The 19,338-nt window shown below is 69.2% G+C and carries 20 protein-coding genes; 12 read left to right on the top strand and 8 right to left on the bottom strand.

Annotated elements, in window-relative coordinates; all coding sequences use genetic code 11:
• Positions 1 to 89: 89 nt before the first annotated feature.
• A complete protein-coding gene (locus tag WS95_RS17775) occupies positions 90 to 575 on the top strand; it encodes a YajQ family cyclic di-GMP-binding protein (RefSeq protein WP_034208219.1) in 486 nt (161 codons plus the stop codon).
• Between the two features lie 78 nt (positions 576 to 653).
• Here WS95_RS17775 and plsY read toward each other — a convergent pair whose 3' ends face one another.
• Positions 654 to 1,295: a glycerol-3-phosphate 1-O-acyltransferase PlsY gene (gene plsY / locus WS95_RS17770; protein WP_059824886.1), complete on the bottom strand. Its 642-nt coding sequence runs from the start codon at positions 1,293 to 1,295 to the stop codon at positions 654 to 656.
• Between the two features lie 116 nt (positions 1,296 to 1,411).
• Complete coding sequence (gene ybaK / locus WS95_RS17765; protein WP_034208221.1) at positions 1,412 to 1,903, bottom strand: Cys-tRNA(Pro) deacylase; 492 nt, start codon at positions 1,901 to 1,903, stop codon at positions 1,412 to 1,414.
• 237 nt (positions 1,904 to 2,140) lie between these two features.
• Here ybaK and WS95_RS17760 point away from each other — a divergent pair, with 237 nt between their 5' ends.
• Positions 2,141 to 3,703, top strand: coding sequence for a class I adenylate-forming enzyme family protein (locus tag WS95_RS17760; protein WP_059824884.1), 1,563 nt, complete (start codon positions 2,141 to 2,143; stop codon positions 3,701 to 3,703).
• A 71-nt stretch (positions 3,704 to 3,774) separates the two neighbouring features.
• Here the strand turns inward: WS95_RS17760 and xerD are convergent, their stop codons facing one another.
• The 3 genes from xerD to queG form a co-directional block, all read right to left on the bottom strand.
• A complete protein-coding gene (gene xerD, locus WS95_RS17755) occupies positions 3,775 to 4,725 on the bottom strand; it encodes a site-specific tyrosine recombinase XerD (RefSeq protein ID WP_059824883.1) in 951 nt (316 codons plus the stop codon).
• Positions 4,722 to 5,192, bottom strand: coding sequence for a methylated-DNA--[protein]-cysteine S-methyltransferase (locus tag WS95_RS17750; RefSeq protein ID WP_059782198.1), 471 nt, complete (start codon positions 5,190 to 5,192; stop codon positions 4,722 to 4,724). Before WS95_RS17750 ends, xerD begins: the two co-directional genes overlap by 4 nt.
• Before the next feature lie 65 nt (positions 5,193 to 5,257).
• The gene (queG, locus tag WS95_RS17745) at positions 5,258 to 6,493 is read right to left on the bottom strand and encodes a tRNA epoxyqueuosine(34) reductase QueG (protein ID WP_059782196.1); all 1,236 of its coding nucleotides are present in this window, start codon (positions 6,491 to 6,493) and stop codon (positions 5,258 to 5,260) included.
• 17 nt (positions 6,494 to 6,510) lie between these two features.
• Here queG and tsaE point away from each other — a divergent pair, with 17 nt between their 5' ends.
• Positions 6,511 to 7,062: a tRNA (adenosine(37)-N6)-threonylcarbamoyltransferase complex ATPase subunit type 1 TsaE gene (gene tsaE, locus WS95_RS17740; protein WP_059782195.1), complete on the top strand. Its 552-nt coding sequence runs from the start codon at positions 6,511 to 6,513 to the stop codon at positions 7,060 to 7,062.
• Positions 7,044 to 8,570: an N-acetylmuramoyl-L-alanine amidase gene (locus WS95_RS17735; protein WP_059824881.1), complete on the top strand. Its 1,527-nt coding sequence runs from the start codon at positions 7,044 to 7,046 to the stop codon at positions 8,568 to 8,570. The genes tsaE and WS95_RS17735 overlap by 19 nt, the downstream gene beginning before the upstream one ends.
• 45 nt (positions 8,571 to 8,615) lie before the next feature.
• On the opposite strand, the gene WS95_RS17730 is transcribed toward WS95_RS17735, so the two are convergent.
• Positions 8,616 to 9,494, bottom strand: coding sequence for an EamA family transporter (locus WS95_RS17730; RefSeq protein ID WP_179950207.1), 879 nt, complete (start codon positions 9,492 to 9,494; stop codon positions 8,616 to 8,618).
• Positions 9,495 to 9,798: 304 nt separating this feature from the next.
• On the opposite strand from WS95_RS17730, the gene WS95_RS17720 reads away from it, so the two are divergent.
• Positions 9,799 to 10,680: a pirin family protein gene (locus WS95_RS17720; protein ID WP_059782191.1), complete on the top strand. Its 882-nt coding sequence runs from the start codon at positions 9,799 to 9,801 to the stop codon at positions 10,678 to 10,680.
• Between the two features lie 52 nt (positions 10,681 to 10,732).
• A complete protein-coding gene (trxA, locus tag WS95_RS17715) occupies positions 10,733 to 11,581 on the top strand; it encodes a thioredoxin (protein ID WP_034208230.1) in 849 nt (282 codons plus the stop codon).
• Between the two features lie 103 nt (positions 11,582 to 11,684).
• Here trxA and tcdA read toward each other — a convergent pair whose 3' ends face one another.
• A complete protein-coding gene (gene tcdA / locus WS95_RS17710) occupies positions 11,685 to 12,542 on the bottom strand; it encodes a tRNA cyclic N6-threonylcarbamoyladenosine(37) synthase TcdA (RefSeq protein ID WP_034208231.1) in 858 nt (285 codons plus the stop codon).
• A 128-nt stretch (positions 12,543 to 12,670) separates the two neighbouring features.
• Here tcdA and pdxH point away from each other — a divergent pair, with 128 nt between their 5' ends.
• From pdxH to WS95_RS17695, 3 genes are all read left to right on the top strand, one after another.
• Complete coding sequence (pdxH, locus tag WS95_RS17705) at positions 12,671 to 13,315, top strand: pyridoxamine 5'-phosphate oxidase (RefSeq protein WP_034208232.1); 645 nt, start codon at positions 12,671 to 12,673, stop codon at positions 13,313 to 13,315.
• Positions 13,316 to 13,436: 121 nt separating this feature from the next.
• Positions 13,437 to 14,657, top strand: coding sequence for an SAM-dependent methyltransferase (locus tag WS95_RS17700; RefSeq protein WP_034208233.1), 1,221 nt, complete (start codon positions 13,437 to 13,439; stop codon positions 14,655 to 14,657).
• A 23-nt stretch (positions 14,658 to 14,680) separates the two neighbouring features.
• Positions 14,681 to 15,970, top strand: a complete 1,290-nt coding sequence (locus tag WS95_RS17695) for a DUF72 domain-containing protein (RefSeq protein WP_059824877.1) — start codon at positions 14,681 to 14,683, stop codon at positions 15,968 to 15,970.
• Positions 15,971 to 15,998: 28 nt separating this feature from the next.
• On the opposite strand, the gene msrA is transcribed toward WS95_RS17695, so the two are convergent.
• Positions 15,999 to 16,559: a peptide-methionine (S)-S-oxide reductase MsrA gene (msrA, locus tag WS95_RS17690; protein ID WP_059578436.1), complete on the bottom strand. Its 561-nt coding sequence runs from the start codon at positions 16,557 to 16,559 to the stop codon at positions 15,999 to 16,001.
• Positions 16,560 to 16,790: 231 nt separating this feature from the next.
• Here msrA and WS95_RS34870 point away from each other — a divergent pair, with 231 nt between their 5' ends.
• From WS95_RS34870 to WS95_RS17680, 3 genes are read left to right on the top strand one after another with little or no spacing between them, the layout of a single operon-like run.
• A complete protein-coding gene (locus WS95_RS34870) occupies positions 16,791 to 17,126 on the top strand; it encodes a hypothetical protein (RefSeq protein WP_156444493.1) in 336 nt (111 codons plus the stop codon).
• Entirely contained in the window at positions 17,123 to 18,529 is a 1,407-nt protein-coding gene (locus tag WS95_RS17685; RefSeq protein ID WP_034208236.1) for a selenium-binding protein SBP56-related protein, read from the top strand. The genes WS95_RS34870 and WS95_RS17685 overlap by 4 nt, the downstream gene beginning before the upstream one ends.
• Positions 18,526 to 19,191: a hypothetical protein gene (locus tag WS95_RS17680; protein ID WP_059824875.1), complete on the top strand. Its 666-nt coding sequence runs from the start codon at positions 18,526 to 18,528 to the stop codon at positions 19,189 to 19,191. Before WS95_RS17685 ends, WS95_RS17680 begins: the two co-directional genes overlap by 4 nt.
• Positions 19,192 to 19,338: the final 147 nt, after the last annotated feature.

Here is a 19,338-nt window from a genome sequence, read left to right as displayed (position 1 = left end):
GCAGGGGCATCGGTAAAATGGCAAACAGTCCGCAATTATAGCGAGTGCCCGCGCGCGAGCCGGGCGCCCGCATCTCAAGGGAGAATGCCATGCCATCGTTCGACGTCGTTTCCGAAGCGAACATGATCGAAGTGAAGAACGCCATCGAGCAGTCGAACAAGGAAATCTCGACGCGCTTCGACTTCAAGGGCTCCGACGCACGCGTCGAGCAGAAGGAGCGCGAGCTGACGCTGTTCGCCGACGACGATTTCAAGCTCGGCCAGGTCAAGGACGTGCTGATCGGCAAGCTGGCCAAGCGCAACGTCGACGTGCGCTTCCTCGACTACGGCAAGGTCGAGAAGATCGGCGGCGACAAGGTCAAGCAGATCGTCACCGTGAAGAAAGGCGTGACGGGCGACCTCGCGAAGAAGATCGTGCGCCTCGTGAAGGACAGCAAGATCAAGGTGCAGGCGAGCATCCAGGGCGACGCGGTGCGCATCTCGGGCGCGAAACGCGACGACCTGCAAAGCACGATCGCGATGCTGCGCAAGGACGTGACCGACACGCCGCTCGACTTCAACAACTTCCGCGACTGACCGACCGCCGGCCCGTCGCGTCGTCCGGCCGGGCCCCGCCTAGCGGCGCGCGCGGCGCGCGGCAAGCGCCGCGCGTTCTCAGGCTTTTCCGCCGTCGTGCGCGCCGCCGTCCGCAGCCGCCTTCTTCTTGTCGCCGATCCGGCTCTCCTGCCCCGCCAGCAGCTTCGAAATGTTGCCGCGGTGACGCCACACGAGCAGCACGCTCATCGCGAGCACGGCCCAGGCGATCGGGTTGTGGCCCGGCATGCCGAACTGGAACACGTCGAACACCGGTGCGAACACGGCCGCCACCAGCGCCGCGAGCGACGAATAGCGGAAGAAGAACGCGACGATCAGCCAGGTCAGCGCGGTCGCGAGCCCGAGCACCGGGTGCACGGCGAGCAGCACGCCGGCCGCGGTCGCGACGCCCTTGCCGCCCTGGAAGCGGAAGAACACCGGGTACAGATGGCCGAGGAACACCGCGATCGCGACCCACGCGACCGCGACGTCGGGCAGGCCGAAGCGCCGGGCGAGCCAGACGGCGATCCAGCCCTTGAACGCGTCGCCGACGAGCGTCAGGATCGCGGCCTTCTTGTTGCCGCTGCGCAGCACGTTGGTCGCGCCGGGATTCTTCGATCCATACGAGCGCGGGTCGGCCAGGCCCATCACGGAACTGACGATGACGGCGAACGACACCGAACCGATCAGGTAGGCAACGAGGGCGGCGAGCAGGATCTGCATGCGGGGAACTCTTCTTTCAACGTATCGGGAAAGGGACGGCGGTGCGCGGCAAGCCGGCAAGCCGAAACGGCGCCCATTCTACCGAACGGGCGCGGACTGCCACGAAGGTGAAACCCTCAGTCGACGCTCGCGCACTGCACGGGCTGCGCGCCGAGCAGCGACGTGAGCACCGCCGGCGCGAGGCTGACGAGGTAGCCGCGCCGGCCGCCGTTCAGGTAGATCGTCGGCAATTCGAGGATCGTCGCCTCGACGTAGACGGGCATCGCCTTGCGTGTGCCGAACGGCGACGTGCCGCCGACGAGATAGCCCGAATGGCGGTTCGCGACCTCGGGCTTGCACGGCTCGACCCGCTTCGCGCCGATCTGCCGCGCGAGATTCTTCGTCGACACGGTGCGGTCGCCGTGCATCAGCACGATCAACGGCTTCGCGTGTTCGTCTTCCATCACGAGCGTCTTCACGACGCGATGCTCGTCGACGCCGAGCTGGCGCGCCGATTCGCCGGTGCCGCCGTGCTCGACGTATTCGTACGGATGCTCGCCGAATGCGACGCCGTGGCGGCGCAGCAACTGGGTCGCGGGGGTTTCGGACACGTGTCTGGATTTGCTCATGGCGGCATTTTAATGGCGAACGATCGGCGCGCGCGATGGCATGCCCGCGCCGACGCTATACTCGCGGCCCGTTTTCCCGCCGGCGGCCCGCCGCATCGCGACGACGATCGCACGCGTCATCGTTGCGGACATCGCGAAGCGCTATTGCCCGATTGGCCGATTGTGGCGCGCGCTCAGCCATGGCACGATCGTTCGCAAATATCGTCGGCCGCCGCCGGCCCCTCTTCTGGAGACGCCATGTCCTCGCCTCGCCGCTCATCCGAATCGCTCGACGTCGATGCGCTGCTCGCCGCGCTGCCGCGTCGCATCGCCGACGTGCCCGCCCATCGGGCCGCGCAAGCGCCTGCGCATCCGGCGCTGATCGAAGATGCGCGCCGCCTGTCGTACGGCGAGCTGGCGCGGGCCATCGAAGCGGCGGCGGCACGGCTGGCGAGCCTCGGCGTGCAAGGCGGCGACCGCGTGATGATCGTCGCGGAAAACTGCGTCGCGCAGATCGTGCTGATGTTCGCGGCCGCGCGCCTCGACGCGTGGGCGCTCCTGTCGAACGCGCGGCTGTCGGCCGCCGAGCTCGACGCGATCGCCGCGCACGCGCGCCCGAAGCTGGTCGCGTTCACGACGGACGTCTCCCCCGATGCGCGCGCCCATGCCGAGCGGCTCGGCGCCACACCCGCCGGCGCGCTGCCGGTCGACATCGGCGCGTGGTCGTATCGGGTCGATGCGGGCGCGCCCGCCGAACCGGTGGCCGCCGACGGCGCCGAGCAATGCGCGGCGTTGATCTACACGACGGGCACGACCGGCATGCCGAAAGGCGTGATGCTGTCGCACCGCAACCTGTTGTTCATCGCGGCGACGTCGAGCACGCTGCGCCGCGTGTCGCCCGACGACGTCGCCTACACGGTGCTGCCCGTGTCCCACGTATACGGGCTCGCGTCGGTGTGCCTGGGCAGCCTGTACGCGGGCGCGACGCTACGGCTCGCGCCGCGCTTCTCGCCGGAAGCCGTCCGCGTCGCGCTCGCCGACGAAGGCGTCACGATCTTCCAGGGCGTGCCCGCGATGCACGCGAAGCTGCTCGAACACCTGCACACGCACGGTCACGCATGGCGCGCGCCGCGGCTGCGCTTCGCGTATTCGGGCGGCTCGCCGCTCGACGCGAACCTGAAGGCGCGCGTCGAGCGCCTGTACGGCGTGCCGCTGCACAACGGATACGGGATGACCGAAAGCAGCCCGACGATCACGCAGACGCCGCTCGACGCGCCGCGCACGGACAGTTCGGTCGGCGTGCCGATTCCGGGCGTCGACCTGCGGATCGTCGCGCCGGACGGCGCCGACGTGCCGCGCGGCGAAGTCGGCGAGATCCGCGTGCGCGGGCCGAACGTGATGCTCGGCTACTACCGCGACGCGGACGCGACGCACGCGGCCGTGTCGCCGGACGGCTGGCTGAGCACCGGCGATCTCGCGCGGCAGGACGCGGACGGCGCGGTGACGATCGCGGGCCGCAGCAAGGAGCTGATCATCCGCTCGGGCTTCAACGTGTATCCGGTCGAGGTCGAACAGGTGCTGAACGCGCATCCGGACGTCGTGCAGGCGGCCGTGATCGGCCGCGCGATCGAAGGCAACGAGGAAGTGCTCGCGTTCGTCGAGCTGGTGCCGGGCGCGACGGCGAACGACGCGGCATTGCACGCATGGTGCGCGGACCGGCTCGCGGCTTACAAACGCCCTGCGCATATCCGCGTGCTCGCTGCCCTTCCGGCCGCGTCGACCGGCAAGGTGCTCAAGCACCGGCTGCGCGAACTGGTCTGACGCGACCGCTTCACACGCGTGAGCCCGCATCGGCGCGCGTGCCGCGTCGCGTCGCATGCACGCGTCGCGCGTCAGCCGCGCGGGTGGTGCTGCGCATGCAGCGTCTTGAGCCGCTCGCGCGCGACGTGCGTATAGATCTGCGTGGTCGAGATGTCGCTGTGGCCGAGCAGTAGCTGCACGACGCGCAGGTCGGCGCCGTGGTTCAGCAGGTGCGTCGCGAATGCATGCCGCAGCGTGTGCGGCGACAGGTGCGCGCGCACGTCGGCCCGCTGCGCGTGCCGCTTGATGATGTTCCAGAACTGCTGGCGCGTCATCCCGTCGCCGCGCGCGGTCACGAACAGCGCGTCGGCAGCGCGCGCGCCGAGCAGCGCCGGCCGCGCGTCGCGCAGGTAGCGTTCGATCCAGCCGTGCGCGACTTCGCCGAACGGCACGAGCCGCTCCTTCGCACCCTTGCCCATCACGCGCACGACGCCTTCGTTGAGGCCGACCTCGACCGTCTTCAGCGTCACGAGCTCGCTCACGCGCAGCCCGCTCGCATACATCAGCTCGAGCATCGTGCGATCGCGCAGGCCGAGCGGCGTGCCGATGTCGGGCGCGCCGAGCAGCGCCTCGACCTGCGCCTCGGACAGCGTCGACGGAAACCGGGCCGCCCGTTTCGCCGACGTGATCCGCAGCGTCGGGTCGGCGCTCGCGCGATGCTCGCGCACGGCCCAGCCGTAATAGCGGCGGAACACGGACAGGCGCCGGTTCGACGACGTCGCCTTGCCGTCGCTGCGCGCGGCGATGTAGCCCGTCACCATCGCCTCGTCGGCCGAGTCGAGCGGCGCGTCGTGCGTCGCGGCCAGCCATTGGGAAAACAGCGCCAGGTCGCGCCGGTACGCATCGAGCGTGTTGCGCGCGAGCCCGTGTTCGAGCCACAGCGCATCGCAGAACACGTCGATCGACGCGCGGCTCGCGCGCAGCGCGGGCGACGCCGCGACGGCATCGCCGTCGGCTTCGGGGGAAATCAGCGGTTCGCTCATCGGTACGGCACGCCCTCGTGCGTCAGCAGCCAGCGCTTCACTTGCTGGTAATAACCATTGTCGTCGTGGTTCGCGAACCCGCCGAGGCCGCCCGCCGCGACGACGCGATGGCACGGAATCACGAGCGGGAAGTAGTTCGCGCCGCACGCCTGGCCGACCGCGCGCGGCGCGCTGCCGATCTGCTTCGCGACCTGGCCGTAGGTCAGCACCGTACCGGGCGGGATAGCGCTGATCACGTCCCACACGCGGTGCTGGAATGCGCTGCCGACGTCGGCGAGCGGCAGGTCGAAGCGGGCGGACGCGCGCTCGAAATAACGTTCGATCTGCTCGACCGCGCGTTTCGCGAGCGCCGAATCCGGCTCGACCGACTTCATCGACTCGGGCAGATAGACGATCTCGCGCACCACCGCGGCATCGGTGCGGATGCCGACCTTGCCGAACGGCGCGTCGATGACTGCGTTGAACATTGCCTTCTCCTGACCGGGGGATGCGCGCGGCCCTGACCGCGCGCCGACGACACTTTACGCCGCCTTCACGCGGCTCGCAGCGCCCATTCGACATGCTCGCGCACGACCGGCGACGGATCGTCGGCCCGCGCGCGCAGCGCGGCGACGATCGCGTCGCGCGCGGGCCTGTCGAGCCGGTCCGTGCCGGCGCGCAGCGCATTGCCGAGCCCGACCGCGAGATTGCGCAGCCAGCTTTCGTAGCCGATGCGCCGGATCGCGCTGCCCTGCATCCGCGTATCGAACGCGTCGGCGTCCCACGCGAACAGCTCGACGAGCGTCGCGCGGTCGAGGCCGTGCCGCACGTCGAAATCGGCGACGGGCGCGGCCTGCGCGAACTTGTTCCACGGGCACACGAGCTGGCAGTCGTCGCAGCCGTACACGCGATTGCCGATCATCGGCCGCAGCGGCTCGGGGATGCTGCCTTTCAGTTCGATCGTCAGATACGAAATGCAGCGGCGCGCATCGACGCGGTACGGCTCGACGATCGCGCCGGTCGGGCACGCGTCGAGGCAGCGCGTGCAACTGCCGCAATGCGCGCCGGGCGTCTCGGGCGCGGTGTCGGGCGACGTGTGCGCATCGGTTGGCAGCGGCAGGTCGACGTAGATCTCGCCGAGAAAGAACAGCGAGCCGGCATCGCGCTGCAGCAGCAGCGTGTGCTTGCCGCGCCAGCCGACCCCGGCCTTCTGCGCGAGCTCGACTTCGAGCACGGGCGCCGAATCGGTGAACACGCGGTAGCCGAACCCGCCGATCTCGTGTTCGATGCGCTCCGCGAGCGTCTGCAGCCGGTTGCGCAGCACCTTGTGATAGTCGCGGCCGCGCGCATAGATCGACACGACGGCCGCCTGCGGATCGTCGAGCCGCGCCCGTTCGCGCGCGCGCCAGTCGTGCGCGACGAGCGCACCGGGCGCGCCGCCGGACGCCCCGTCGGCGCGCGTCTGGGCCGGCAAATAGGCGAGCCGCACGGAGATCACGCGTCGCGTACCGGCCACAAGTTCGACCGGCCGCGCGCGTTTCATCCCATGTTTGGCCATATAATCCATTTCGCCGTGGTATCCGGCTTCCAGCCAGGCGGCGAGGCCTGCTTCGGCATCCGAGAGATCGGTATCGCTGATGCCGATCGCCCCGAAACCCAATTCGCGCCCCCACGCCCTGATGCGAGCGGCGAGCGCAGTCAACGCCGCATCGTCGAGCGCGCACGGCGCCGCGCCTTCGTCACGAGTCGAAGGCCTGTCGGATGCGGCGCGTTCCGGTAGTCGGTTCATCGCACTATTTTACGAGAATGCCAGCCACGTCCAGCCAACCGCCTCAGCCCACGTTGCCCGCCCCGCTCGCGGAACGCGTGATCGCGCTCGCCGACGAAGCGGCAACCGAGGCCTTCGGCACGCGTTTCGCGCACGCGCTCGACGCTGCACGCATCGAGCTCGACCGCGCCCATGCGTTCGACGGGCTGCAGGTCCAGCTGGTCGGCGATCTCGGCGCGGGCAAGACGACCCTCGTGCGCGCGATCCTGCGCGGCCTCGGCCACTCGGGGCGCGTGCGCAGCCCGACCTATACGCTCGTCGAGCCGTACGCGCTCGAACGCAGCGATGGGGAACTCGAGGTCTATCACTTCGATCTGTATCGATTCAACGATCCGGCCGAATGGTCCGATGCAGGTTTTCGCGAATATTTCAATTCCAGCGCGATCTGCCTCGTCGAATGGCCACAACGGGCGGGCGCCTTGCTCGGCGTGCCCGATCTGGTTTTCTCGCTCGACGTGGACGGCGACGGCCGCGCCCTCACCGTCCGTGCGTACAGCGCTTCAGGAAAGGCATGTCTCGAAAGATGTTGATCAAACCGTTCCGCTCGATCGAATCGGCGGCCACCGCGACGCACAACTGGCGGCGCCGTCAAATCCTGCGCGCGGGGGCGTCGACGCTGGTGCTCGGTCTCGTCGCGCCGCGACTCGCGCACGCGTCGTCGGTGCTCGGCGTGCGCGTGTGGCCCGCGCGCGATTACACGCGCGTCACGATCGAATCCGACCAGCCGCTGCAGAATAGCCAACAGTTGCTGCAGGGTCCCGACCGGCTCGTCGTCGACCTGAGCGGCCTCGACCTGGACCAGGCGCTGCGCGACCTCGTATCGAAGATCGCGCCGAACGATCCGCAGATCCAGTCGGTGCGCGTCGGCCAGTATCAGCCGCACGTCGTGCGGATGGTGTTCGACCTGAAAGGCTCGGTGAAGCCGCAGGTGTTCACGCTGCCGCCTGTCGGCACGTACAAGTACCGGCTCGTGTTCGACCTGTATCCGGCCGTCGCGCCCGATCCGCTGTCCGACCTGATCGCGCAGACGGAACGCAAGGAACAGGCGCTCAACGACACCGCGCGCGCGCAGCAGATGCAGCCGCCGCCCGCGCTGGCCGGCCCGGGCACGCCGCCGCCCGCCACGGGCGACAACAGCGACGCATTCTTCCAGCGTTTCGCGCAGAACACGCCGGCCACGCCGCATGCGCCGCCGGCCGCCGGCACGCCGTCGACGCCCGCGAAGCCGGCCGTCAAGCCGCCGCCCGTCATCGCGCGCCGCGACGACAACGACGACGACGGCGACACCTACAAGTTCACCGCGCCGAAATCCGGCAAGGGCGGCACCGTGCGCCTGCTGACGGTCGCGATCGACCCGGGCCACGGCGGCGAGGATCCGGGCGCGATCGGCGGCGCCGGCACGTACGAGAAGCACATCGCGCTCGACATCGCGAAGAAGCTGCGCGCGAAGATCGACGCCGCACCGAACATGCGCGCGATGATGACGCGCGACGCCGATTTCTTCGTGCCGCTGAACGTGCGCGTGCAGAAAGCACGCCGCGTCGGCGCGGATCTCTTCGTGTCGATCCACGCGGACGCGTTCACGACACCGTCCGCGCGCGGCTCGTCGGTGTTCGCGCTGTCCGACCACGGCGCGACGAGCGCCGCGGCGCGCTGGATGGCGAACAAGGAAAATTCGTCGGACCTGATCGGCGGCATCAACATCAAGACGGCGGACGCGGCAGTGAACCGCGCGCTGTTCGACATGTCGACGACCGCGCAGATCCGCGACTCGCTGCGCTACGGCAACTACGTGCTGAAGGAAGTGGGCGGGATCAACAAGCTGCACAAGGGCTCGGTCGAGCAGGCCGGGTTCGCGGTGCTGAAGGCGCCCGACATTCCGTCGATCCTCGTCGAAACCGCATTCATCAGCAACCCGGACGAAGAGCGCCGGCTCAACGACGACAGTTATCGCGACGAGATGGCCGACGCGATCTTCCGCGGCATCAAGCGTTATTTCGCCGCGAATCCGCCGCTCGCGAAGAACCGGATGGCCTGAGCGCCGCCCGTTCCCTGCCGCCGGCACGCAGCGCGTGCCGGCGCGTCACGACGCCGCGAAGCGGCTCAGCAGTTTCCCGCCGAACACGTTCACCGCGAGCCCGCCCATCACGAGCGCGGCGCCGATCAGCTGCGCTTGCGTCAGATGCTCGTCGAGCAGCAGCGCCGACGACGCGAGCCCGACGATCGGCACCAGCAGCGAGAACTGCGCGACCTGCGCGGCCGGGTAGCGCGACATCAGGCGGCTCCACAGCCCGTAACCGAGCAGCGTCGCGACGAACGCGAGATAGACGACCGCGAAAATCGACGCGCCGTCCAGGCCCGCGAGCGCGGTCGCGATCCGCTGCGGCCCTTCGAACCACAGCGACAGCAGAAAGAACGGCACGGGCGGCACGAGGCTCGCCCACACGACGAGCGACACGAGGTTCGCCCGCCCGACCTTCTTCGTGACGATATTGCCGACGGCCCACATCGCGGCCGAGCAGATCGTCAGCAGGAAGCCCGCGAGCGTCATCGTGCGGCCGCCCTGCGCGGCGATCACGACGAGCCCGCCCGCGGCGATCGCGAGCCCGATCAGGTTCTGCACGCGCAGCCGCTCGCCGAGAAACAGCATCGCGAACACCAGCGTGAAGAACGCCTGCGACTGCAGCACGAGCGACGCGAGGCCGGCCGGCATGCCGACGTACATGCCGGTGAACAGGAACACGAATTGGCCGAGCTGGATCGTCGCGCCGTACAGTATCAGCAGCCGCCACGAAATCTGCGGCCGGCGCACGAAGAACACCGCGGGCACGGCCGCGAGCGTGAAGCGCAGCGCGCCGAGCAGCATCGGCGGCATGCCGTGCAGGCCGACCTTGATCACGACGAAGTTCACGCCCCACGCCAGGATCACGACCAGTGCGAGCAGCAAGTCCTTGGGGGCCATCATCGGCGTCTCCTTCGATTGTCGAATCGTTGTCGTGAAGCCGGTCAGTCTACCGGGTTTCGCGGTCCGGCCCGATACCCGCGCGGCGCGCATGGAATCGGCGGCGTGCGCAGCGGCATGCGCAGCGGCGCGCGCAGCGACGCGCGCATCGGCCCGTGCAGCGGCTTGTGCAACGCGGTGGATACCGCACGACGCATGCCTGCCGCGGCCGCATCGCACCGCGCGCGTTTCGCGTTCCCGTCACGCGCGCCGCCGCGCCGCCAGTACAATGACCGGCAATCCAGCCGTTCCCACGAGGCCCGCCATGACCGACTCGATCAAAGCCCTGCTCAAGCCGCACGTGCGCGACATCGGCAACCTGCAGGTGCGCCGCACGCTGCCCGCGCTCGCCGCACGCCTCGTCGGCCCGTTCATCTTCTTCGATCACATGGGTCCCGCCGTGCTGCCGGCCGGCACGGGGCTCGACGTGCGCCCGCATCCGCACATCGGGCTCGCGACGGTCACCTACCTGTTCGACGGTGCGATCCTGCACCGCGACAGCCTCGGCTCGCGGCAGGAAATCGTGCCGGGCGACGTGAACTGGATGACGGCCGGCCGCGGGATCGTCCACTCGGAGCGCACGCCGGACGCGCAGCGCGCCAGCGGCCACACCGTGCACGGGATCCAGACCTGGGTCGCGCTGCCGCAAGCGCACGAGACGACCGAGCCGTCGTTCGAGCACCATGCGGCCGACACGCTGCCCAAGCGCGACGAACACGGCGTGTCGCTGACGGTGATCGCCGGCGACGCGTTCGGGCTGCGCTCGCCCGTGACGACGTTCTCGCGCACGCTGTACGTCGCGGCCGAATTCGCGGCCGGCGGCCGGCTCGAACTCGATGCGTCGCACGAGGAGCGCGCGGTCTACGTGGTCGACGGCGAGCTCGCGATCGACGGTACGCCGGTGCCGGCCGAACGGATGGCCGTGCTCGCACCGGGCGCGACGGTCACGCTGACGAGCGGCCGCGGCGCACGCGCGATGCTGCTCGGCGGCGACCGGATCGACGGCGAACGCTTCATCGAGTGGAATTTCGTCGCGAGCAGCCGCGACGCGATCGAGCGTGCGAAAGCGGCCTGGACGCGCCAGGAGATGGGCAAGGTGCCGGGCGAAACCGAGTGGATTCCGCTGCCCGAATCGAAGCCGCGTTGAAAAAGCGGCGCGCCGCCCCCATCCTGACGATATTCGAACGGAAGAGAACGACATGGACACCACGCTTGCCACATTCGAGAAAGACGTCATCGAGGCGTCGCTGGACACGCCCGTGCTGGTCGACTTCTGGGCGCCGTGGTGCGGCCCCTGCAAGACGCTCGGCCCGCTGCTGGAAAAGCTCGAAGCCGACTACGCAGGCCGCTGGAAGCTCGTGAAGGTCAACGTCGACGAGAACCAGGAACTCGCCGCGCACTTCCAGACGCGCAGCATCCCGCACGTGATCGCGTTCGCCGACGGGCGCCCGGTCGACCAGTTCGTCGGCGTGCTGCCCGAAGGCCAGTTGCGCGCGTTCCTCGACCGGCTGCTGCCGGCCGCCGAGGAAGCCGAGCGCCGCGCCGCGCAGTATGCGATGGCCGAACAGCGCTTCGACGATGCGCGCGCGCACCTCGAAGCGGCGCTCGCGCTGAACCCCGGCTACGACGACGCGCGCCTCGACCTGATCGAGCTGCAGCTCGCGCGCAACGAGGTCGACGCCGCGCGCGCGGAAACCGAGCGCCTGTCGCCGCAAACCGTGCAGAACGGCGACCCGCGCTATCAGGCGATCAAGACCCGTTTCGACGCGCTCGACGCCACGGCCGACCTGCCGCCGACCGACGCGCTCGAAGCGCGCATCGCGGCGAACCCGGCCGATCTCGACGCGCGCTTCGACCTCGCGCAGAGCCTGATCGCGCGACGCGCGTACGAAGGCGCGCTGGAACAGTTACTGGAAATCGTGACGCGCGATCGCGCCTACGGCGACGACCTCGGCCGCCGCACGATGATCTCGGTGTTCGAACTGGCCGGCGATCGCCCCGACCTCGTCGCCGCGTGGCGACGCAAGCTGAGCATGGCGCTCAACTGATGCGCGCCCGGCCGGGCCGCGATGGCCCGGCCGCATCGCCGTATCGCGCGCGGCACGTCACCCGCGCCGCGGCATCGTCTTGCCCTGCCCGCGCGCCGCGCGCTCAGCCGGCCGCCTGTGCCGCGATCGCCCGCAGCGCATGCGCGGCGGCCGCGAACCCGAAGCTCGCGGTCACGCACACGCTCGAACCGAAGCCCGCGCAGTTGAGCCCCGCGACGTGCGCGGCCGCGGACGGCTCCGCGCCGTCCTCGATGTCGCAGGCCGCCGCTTCCGGATAGATCAGCGGCTCGTCCGAATACACGGCGCTGACCTTGAAACGCGCCTTCGGCCCGCGCGGAAAACCGTGCTGCTTGCGCAACTGCGCGCGCACCTTCGACAACAGCGGATCCTGGATCGTCAGCGCGAGATCGTCGATGCGGATACGCGTCGGGTCGAGCTGGCCGCCCGCGCCGCCGACGACGATCAACGGCTGCCGCTTCGCGACGCACCACGCGATCAGCGCGACCTTCGTGCGCACGCTGTCGATCGCGTCGATCACGTAGTCGAAGCCGCCGCCGAGCAGCGCGTCGAAGTTGTCGGGCTCGACGAAATCCTCGATGCGGTTCACGCGGCACGCGGGATCGATCAGCGCGATCCGCTCGGCCATCGCGTCGACCTTCGGCTTGCCGTAATTGCCGTCGAGCGCATGGACCTGCCGGTTCGTGTTGCTTTCCGCGACGTTGTCGAGATCGATCAGCGTCAGCGTGCCGACCGCGTTGCGCGCGAGCGCCTCGGCCGCCCACGACCCGACGCCGCCGATCCCGATCACCGCGACGTGCGCCCGCTCGAACGCGGCGGCGGCCGGCGCGCCGTACAGGCGCGCGACGCCGCCGAAACGCCGCGCGCGATCCACGTCAAGCCGGATTTCCGGGGTCGGGGTAAGATCGGAAGAACTGGGCGGGACAGCATCGGCGGAGGACATGGCAGCAAGGAAAACGTAAGTCGTGCAGCCCTCTATTTTGCCTGAACTCCCCGCTCGCACGCGCCACTGTGCACGCACGATTCTCGTGCGTTCGCTATACTGGCCCTCGATTGAAGCGTTTGCATAACATGACGACTCTCGCCGATCTCCGCATCAACTATTCGCGTGCTTCGCTCGACGAGGCCGATGCCGCCCCCGACCCCTTCGCCCAGTTCGATCGCTGGTTCAAGGAGGCGCTCGCCGCCAAGCTGCCCGAGCCGAACACGATGACGCTCGCGACCGTCGGCGCCGACGGCCGGCCGTCGGCCCGGATCGTGCTCATCAAGGGCGTCGACGAACGCGGGTTCGTCTTCTTCACCAATTACGAAAGCCGCAAGGGCCACGATCTCGCCGTGCATCCGCAAGCCGCGCTGCTGTTCTACTGGATCGAGCTCGAACGCCAGGTGCGCATCGAAGGCCGGATCGAGAAAACCAGCGCGGAAGAAAGCGACCGCTATTTCGCGTCGCGCCCGCTCGGCTCGCGCATCGGCGCATGGGCGTCGGAGCAGAGCACCGTGATCGACAGCCGCGCGACGCTCGAAGCGCGCGAACGGGCCGTCAGCGAGCGCTACGGCGACGACCCGCCGCGCCCGCCGCACTGGGGCGGCTACCGCCTCGTGCCCGACTCGATCGAGTTCTGGCAGGGGCGCCCGTCGCGGCTGCACGACCGCCTGCTCTATACGCGCGACGCCGCGGCGGCGTCGGGCTGGACGATCTCGCGCCTGTCGCCGTAAGCGCGCCGCCGGCGCGTGCCGGCCGTGTCTCGTGTTGCATCCGGGCGCCCGCGCGGCAAGCGGCGGACGCCGGTCAAGATACTTGGCTGTATTCGATTCAACGAACAAACGGAGAATCCAAATGTTCTGGGAAAAGAAGCTGGCACAGTGGGCGGACGAAGTACGGGCGAAGGCGAACATACCGGCGCGCCTCGTGCTGTGGAACGGCGAGCAACTCGATTTCGGCACCTTCAGCGCACCGCAGGTCACGCTGAAGGTGAACAGCGCGTCGGCGTTGCCGCTGCTGCTCGAACCGAGCCTCGACAATCTCGGCGAGGCGTACGTGAAGGGCAAGATCGACATCGAAGGCAAGCTGTCGGACATCATCAACATCGGCTACTCGCTCGCGCGCAGCACCGTGACGAGCGCGAGCAAGCTCGCCCGCGTGAAGCGCTACTTCAATCACACGAAGAGCACCGACAAGAAGGCGATCCAGTATCACTACGACGTCTCGAACGAGTTCTACCAGCTGTGGCTCGACGAGAACATGGTGTACTCGTGCGCGTACTTCGAGAACGGCGACGAGGATCTCGCCACCGCGCAGATCAAGAAGATCGACCACATCCTGACGAAGATCCGGCTCGAGCCCGGCCAGCGTCTGCTCGACATCGGCTGCGGCTGGGGCGCGCTCGTGCTGCGCGCCGCGCAGAAGTTCGGCGCGACGTGTCTCGGCGTGACGCTGTCGCAGAACCAGTTCGACCTCGCAACCGCGCGCGTGAAGGCCGCGGGGCTCGAAGACCGGATCGAGATTCGTCTGCAGGATTACCGCGAGATCGAAGGCCAGTTCGACCGCATCACGAGCGTCGGGATGTTCGAGCACGTCGGCCGCAAGAACCTGCCGCTCTATTTCTCGCGCATCCGCGAGCTGCTGACCGACGACGGCATCGCGATGAACCACGGGATCACGTCGACCGACGCGGAAAGCGGCGAAACGGCGCTCGGCGGCGGCGAATTCATCGATCGCTACGTGTTCCCGGACGGCGAGCTGCCGCACATCAGCCTGGCGCTCGAAGCGGCGCAGCGCGGCGGGCTCGAGGCGGTTGACGTCGAAAGCCTGCGCCGGCACTATGCGCGCACGCTCGATATCTGGACGGAAAACTTCGAAGCGAAAGCCGAAGAAGCGAGAAAGCTCGTCGACGACGAGAAATTCCGGATCTGGCGCGTGTATCTTGCCGGCTGCGCGTATGCGTTCGAGCACGACGACGTGTCGATCTTCCAGATCGTGTGCCGCAAGGCCGGACGCAGCGCGAAAACGCTGCCGTGGTCGCGGCGCTACATGTACGAACACGCGCTGCCGCGCTAGGCGGCGCCTCACGCTGGGCATGCATGGGTGACGGCAGGACGCGGCGCAAGGCGCCGCCGCAACGACAGCAGCACGACGACGCCAACGAGTCGCACGCCGACGGACAATTCGACCTGTTCGGCGTGCCGACGCACGCCCCACGCGCATCGCCCGCGGACGGCGCTCGCCCCGCCGGCCCCAATGAGCACGTGACGCCGGGCGCACCAAATGACGCGCCACGGGCGCCGCCCGCCCGCACGACTTCCCGCCCCGCCGCCGACGACACGCCTGCCCCGTCGTCCGGCCTGCTGTGGGACGAACCGTCCCCGCCGGTCGCCGCGCCGAAGAAAGGCCGCCGCCAGCGCGGCGTGCCGCCCGCGCCGGTCTCGGCGGACGTGGCCGACGTCGCGGCCGCGCTGCCGCCGAACGTGCGGCTCGGCACGTCGTCGTGGTATTTCCCCGGCTGGAACGGCATCGTCTACGACGGCGATTTCGCGCAGACGAAGCTGTCGCGCGAAGGGCTCGAAGCGTATGGCGCCCATCCGCTACTGAAAAGCGTGAGCCTCGACCGGTCGTTCTACGGGCCGCTGTCGGTGGCCGACTACCTGCGCTACGCGCAACAGGTGCCCGACGATTTCCGCTTCGTCGTGAAAGCGCCGGCCGCGGTGACCGACGCGGTGATCCGCGGCCGGCGCGGCGAGCCGTCCGGGCCGAACCCGACCTTCCTCGATGCGCCGCTCGCGACCCGCGAATTCGTCCAGCCCTGTCTCGACGGGCTCGGCCGCAAAGCCGGCGTGCTCGTGTTCCAGTTCTCGCCGCTGCCCGATCAACTCCTCGCGGAGCCGGCCGCGCTGATCGACCGGCTCACCGCGTTCTTCGCGGCGCTGCCGCCGGACGCCGACGGCACGCGCTACGCGATCGAGATCCGCGACGCGAGCCTGCTCACGCCGCGCTTCATCCGCGCGCTGGCCGCGCTCGGCGTGCGCTACTGCGTCGGCCTGCACGCGCGGATGCCCGACCCGCTGCGCCAAGCCGCCGCGCTCGCGCTGCTCGACGGCGACGCGCCGGGCCCGCTGATCGTGCGCTGGAGCCTGCACGGCGGCTTCAAGTACGAACAGGCGAAAGCGAAATACGAGCCGTTCGACAAGCTCGTCGACGAGGATCCGGCCACGCGCTCGGCGCTCGCCGAACTGGCCGCACGCTATGCGCTGGCCGGGCAGCCGGTGATCATCACGATCAACAACAAGGCGGAAGGCTCCGCGCCGCTGTCGTGCATCGCGCTCGCACGCGAAATCGCCGCCGCGTGCGCGCAGTGGCGCAACGAGGCGGCGTGACGCCGGTTTGCGCCGGCCATGCCCGCGCTTACGCGCCGCGCAGCGACTTCAGCCGGTGCGAGAACTTCTGCCGGAACTTCGCGAGCTTCGGCCCGATCACGACCGAGCAATAACCCTGCCCCGGGTTGCGCGCGTAATAGTTCTGGTGATAGTCCTCCGCCGGCCAGTAGTTGCCGTCGAGCGGCACGACCTGCGTGACGATCGGCTGACCGAACACCTGTTCGCGCTCGAGTTCGCGGATCACGTCGAGCGCCGTGTCGCGCTGCGCATCCGAATGCGTGAACACGACCGACCGGTACTGCGTGCCGACGTCGTTGCCCTGCCGGTTCAACTGGGTCGGATCGTGCGTCGCGAAGAAGATCTCGAGGATCTCGCGATAGCCGATGCGCGCCGGATCGAACGTCACGTTGACGACTTCCGCGTGGCCCGTGTCGCCTTCGCAGATGTCGCGATAGCCGGGATTGCGCGTATGACCGCCCGCGTAACCCGACTGGACGGCCGTCACGCCGTCGACGTCGAGAAACACGGCCTCCGTGCACCAGAAACACCCGCCTCCGAGCGTCGCGGTTTCAAGCATCTCGTTCCCCATGAAATCAGTCCCTCGTGGATGACGGCAGCCGGCGCGCAGGCGCCGGCGCCACCGTTTCGCGTCGCCGTCGCCCGCCCGCGACGCGGACGGCAACGGCACTTCGTCAAGTATCTCACTCGCGCGCGAACCTGGCAGATCGGCCAGGCGCCGCACGCGACCCGCCGCGGATTTCTCGTCTACACTTAGGCACGCGCACGCGACGGCCAACCTGTCGCGCCCGCGCAGCGTCCGATGCATGCCCGCCCCCGATGCCAACCCCATCTGCCGGAACATCGATATGCACGCCTTAACAGACATCGCCTGCGTCACGGGCCCGGTCGCCGATACGTCGATCGCGCCATCGCGATCGCGCGTACCCGTTTCACCGCGGGCGCCGCGCGCCAGCCTTTCGCCTTTTCCCGCTTTCACGACCTGATGCACGGCATCGCGCGCGCCGCCGACGCGTGCCGGCTCGCCGAGCGCGCCGCCGGCATGACGCGCGTCGCGCGGCAATCGCAGCCCGCACGCACGCGACGGACGGCGGCCGTGCGCCCACGATCCGACACCATCGAGAGGACATCACCATGAGCATGCGGCCCGACCCGACGTTTCACGCTTCGCCCGAGCTCGCGATGCAGGCGCCGGCCGAAGCATTCGCATATACGTTGTTGCTGAGCCCCGATTTTTCCAGACCCGACGCGCTCGCCGTGATCGACGTGAAGCCCGGTTCGTCGACGTACGGCAAGATCGTGCATACGGTGACGATGCCGAACACCGGCGACGAGTTTCACCACTTCGGCTGGAACGCGTGTTCGTCGTCGCTGTCGCCGCTCACCGGCCATGCGTTCCTCGAGCGCCGCTTCCTGATCATCCCCGGCCTGCGCTCGTCGCGCATCTACGTGATCGATACGAAGCCGCATCCGACGCAGGCACGCATCCACAAGATCATCGAACCCGACGAGATCTTCGCGAAGACCGGCTACTCGCGGCCGCACACCGTGCATTGCGGCCCCGAGGGCATCTACGTGAGCACGCTCGGCGGCGCGGGCAAGGACGGCACCGACGGCGCGCCCGGCATCTTCATCATGGATTGCGAGACCTTCGACGTGCTCGGCCGCTGGGAGATCGACCGCGGCCCGCAGGACAAGCATTACGACTTCTGGTGGAACCTGCCGCGCGACTACATGGTGTCGAGCGAATGGGCGCTGCCGCCGCAATTCGAGAACGGGATCGTTCCCGAGGATCTGCTCGCGAACAAGTACGGGCACCGGCTGCATTTCTGGGACCTGCGCGCGCGACGCAACGTGCAGACGATCGATCTCGGCGCGCAGCACCAGATGGCGCTGGAGGTGCGGCCCGCGCACGACCCGGTGCGCGAATACGGATTCGTCGGCGTCGTGGTCGATACGACCAATCTCGAAGGCTCGATCTGGACCTGGTGGCGCGAAGGCGGCAAGTTCCATGCGAAGAAGACCGCGACGATCCCGGCCGAGCCGGCCGCCGCCGACGCATTGCCGCCGCTGCTGCAAGGATTCGGCGCGGTGCCGCCGCTCGTGACCGACATCGATCTGTCGCTCGACGACCGGTTCCTGTACGTGTCGTGCTGGGGCACCGGCGAAATGCGCCAGTACGACGTGTCGGATCCGCACCACCCGGTGCTGGCCGGGTCGGTACGCATCGGCGGCATCGCGCGCCGTGCGCCGCACCCGAACGGCCGCACGTTCGCGGGCGGCCCGCAGATGGTCGAGATCAGCCGCGACGGCCGGCGCGTGTACTGGACCAACTCGCTCTATTCGACGTGGGACGATCAGTTCTATCCGGACGGCGTGCCGGCCGCGCAGGTGCTCGCGCACGCGGGGCCGGACGGCGGGCTGACGCTCGCCGACGACTACTGGGTCGAATTCCCCGACGGTTACCGCGCGCACCAGATCCGGCTCGAAGGCGGCGACTGCTCGACCGATTCGTTCTGCTATCCGTCGGTCAAGCGTTGAGCGCCGGCCTTCACGTGCCGTTCGCGTGGTGGGCGGCCGTGCTCGCGAGCGGCGTCTATCACGGTCTGAACCCGGCGATGGGCTGGCCGCTCGCGGTGTCGAACGCGCTGATAACGCGCCGTGGCGCCGCGCTCGTCGCCGCGCTCGGCTATCTCGCGCTCGGTCATGCGCTCGCCGTCTTCGCGGTGATGCTGCCGTTCGGGCTGCTTGCGGCGCTGCTCGCCTGGCAGTCGGCGATCCGGATCGGCGCGAGCGCACTCGTGATCGGCTTCGGCGCAGGGCTGCTGATCCGGCGCCGGCATCCGCGGGCGCTCGCGCGGATTCCGCCGGCGCGGCTCGGCCTGTGGTCGTTCGCGGTCGCACTCGCGCACGGCGCGGGGCTGATGCTGGTGCCGATCTACCTCGGCCTGTGCGGGCTCGACCGGGATGCCGGCCATCGCGCGGCCGCGGCGCTCGTCGATGCGCATCTCGGCATGGCGCTCGTCGTCGCGGCCGTGCACGCGGCCGCGATGATCGCCGCCGGCGGCGGGCTCGCGTGGCTCGTGTACCGCTATCTCGGGCTGAAGTTCGTGTCGCGGAGCTGGTTCAATCTGGATGCGGTATGGGCGTCGAGCCTGATCGTGACGGGCGCGTTGTCGCTCGGGCTGGCGGCGGCGCGATAGCATGGGCGGCGATGCCGGGCGGGACGGCACGGCGTCGGCATGAGCGGCAGCACCGCTGAAAAACGCGACAGAACGGCGCCGCCGGCCGCGCGCCGCAGTGTTCGCTACGTCACCCTCCCGTCGCGCCGCGCCGCCCGAGCGGGCCCG

This window comes from Burkholderia sp. MSMB1826 (assembly GCF_001526325.1).
Classification (GTDB): Bacteria; Pseudomonadota; Gammaproteobacteria; order Burkholderiales; family Burkholderiaceae; genus Burkholderia.
The sequence above is the reverse complement of the archived record's forward strand: the minus strand, read 5'-3'. Positions and strand labels throughout refer to the sequence as shown.

Bases quoted from the DNA above. Each gene is read 5' to 3' on its own strand.
- WS95_RS34870 (WP_156444493.1), top strand. From the start codon at position 16,791: ATGCATGCCCGCCCCCGATGCCAACCCCATCTGCCGGAACATCGATAT.
- msrA (WP_059578436.1), bottom strand. From the start codon at position 16,559: ATGGGGAACGAGATGCTTGAAACCGCGACGCTCGGAGGCGGGTGTTTC.
- WS95_RS17760 (WP_059824884.1), top strand. From the start codon at position 2,141: ATGTCCTCGCCTCGCCGCTCATCCGAATCGCTCGACGTCGATGCGCTG.
- queG (WP_059782196.1), bottom strand. From the start codon at position 6,493: ATGAACCGACTACCGGAACGCGCCGCATCCGACAGGCCTTCGACTCGT.
- WS95_RS17695 (WP_059824877.1), top strand. From the start codon at position 14,681: ATGGGTGACGGCAGGACGCGGCGCAAGGCGCCGCCGCAACGACAGCAG.
- plsY (WP_059824886.1), bottom strand. From the start codon at position 1,295: ATGCAGATCCTGCTCGCCGCCCTCGTTGCCTACCTGATCGGTTCGGTG.
- WS95_RS17730 (WP_179950207.1), bottom strand. From the start codon at position 9,494: ATGGCCCCCAAGGACTTGCTGCTCGCACTGGTCGTGATCCTGGCGTGG.
- pdxH (WP_034208232.1), top strand. From the start codon at position 12,671: ATGACGACTCTCGCCGATCTCCGCATCAACTATTCGCGTGCTTCGCTC.
- tsaE (WP_059782195.1), top strand. From the start codon at position 6,511: ATGCCAGCCACGTCCAGCCAACCGCCTCAGCCCACGTTGCCCGCCCCG.
- trxA (WP_034208230.1), top strand. From the start codon at position 10,733: ATGGACACCACGCTTGCCACATTCGAGAAAGACGTCATCGAGGCGTCG.
- xerD (WP_059824883.1), bottom strand. From the start codon at position 4,725: ATGAGCGAACCGCTGATTTCCCCCGAAGCCGACGGCGATGCCGTCGCG.
- ybaK (WP_034208221.1), bottom strand. From the start codon at position 1,903: ATGAGCAAATCCAGACACGTGTCCGAAACCCCCGCGACCCAGTTGCTG.
- WS95_RS17700 (WP_034208233.1), top strand. From the start codon at position 13,437: ATGTTCTGGGAAAAGAAGCTGGCACAGTGGGCGGACGAAGTACGGGCG.
- WS95_RS17750 (WP_059782198.1), bottom strand. From the start codon at position 5,192: ATGTTCAACGCAGTCATCGACGCGCCGTTCGGCAAGGTCGGCATCCGC.
- WS95_RS17735 (WP_059824881.1), top strand. From the start codon at position 7,044: ATGTCTCGAAAGATGTTGATCAAACCGTTCCGCTCGATCGAATCGGCG.
- WS95_RS17685 (WP_034208236.1), top strand. From the start codon at position 17,123: ATGAGCATGCGGCCCGACCCGACGTTTCACGCTTCGCCCGAGCTCGCG.
- tcdA (WP_034208231.1), bottom strand. From the start codon at position 12,542: ATGTCCTCCGCCGATGCTGTCCCGCCCAGTTCTTCCGATCTTACCCCG.
- WS95_RS17775 (WP_034208219.1), top strand. From the start codon at position 90: ATGCCATCGTTCGACGTCGTTTCCGAAGCGAACATGATCGAAGTGAAG.
- WS95_RS17720 (WP_059782191.1), top strand. From the start codon at position 9,799: ATGACCGACTCGATCAAAGCCCTGCTCAAGCCGCACGTGCGCGACATC.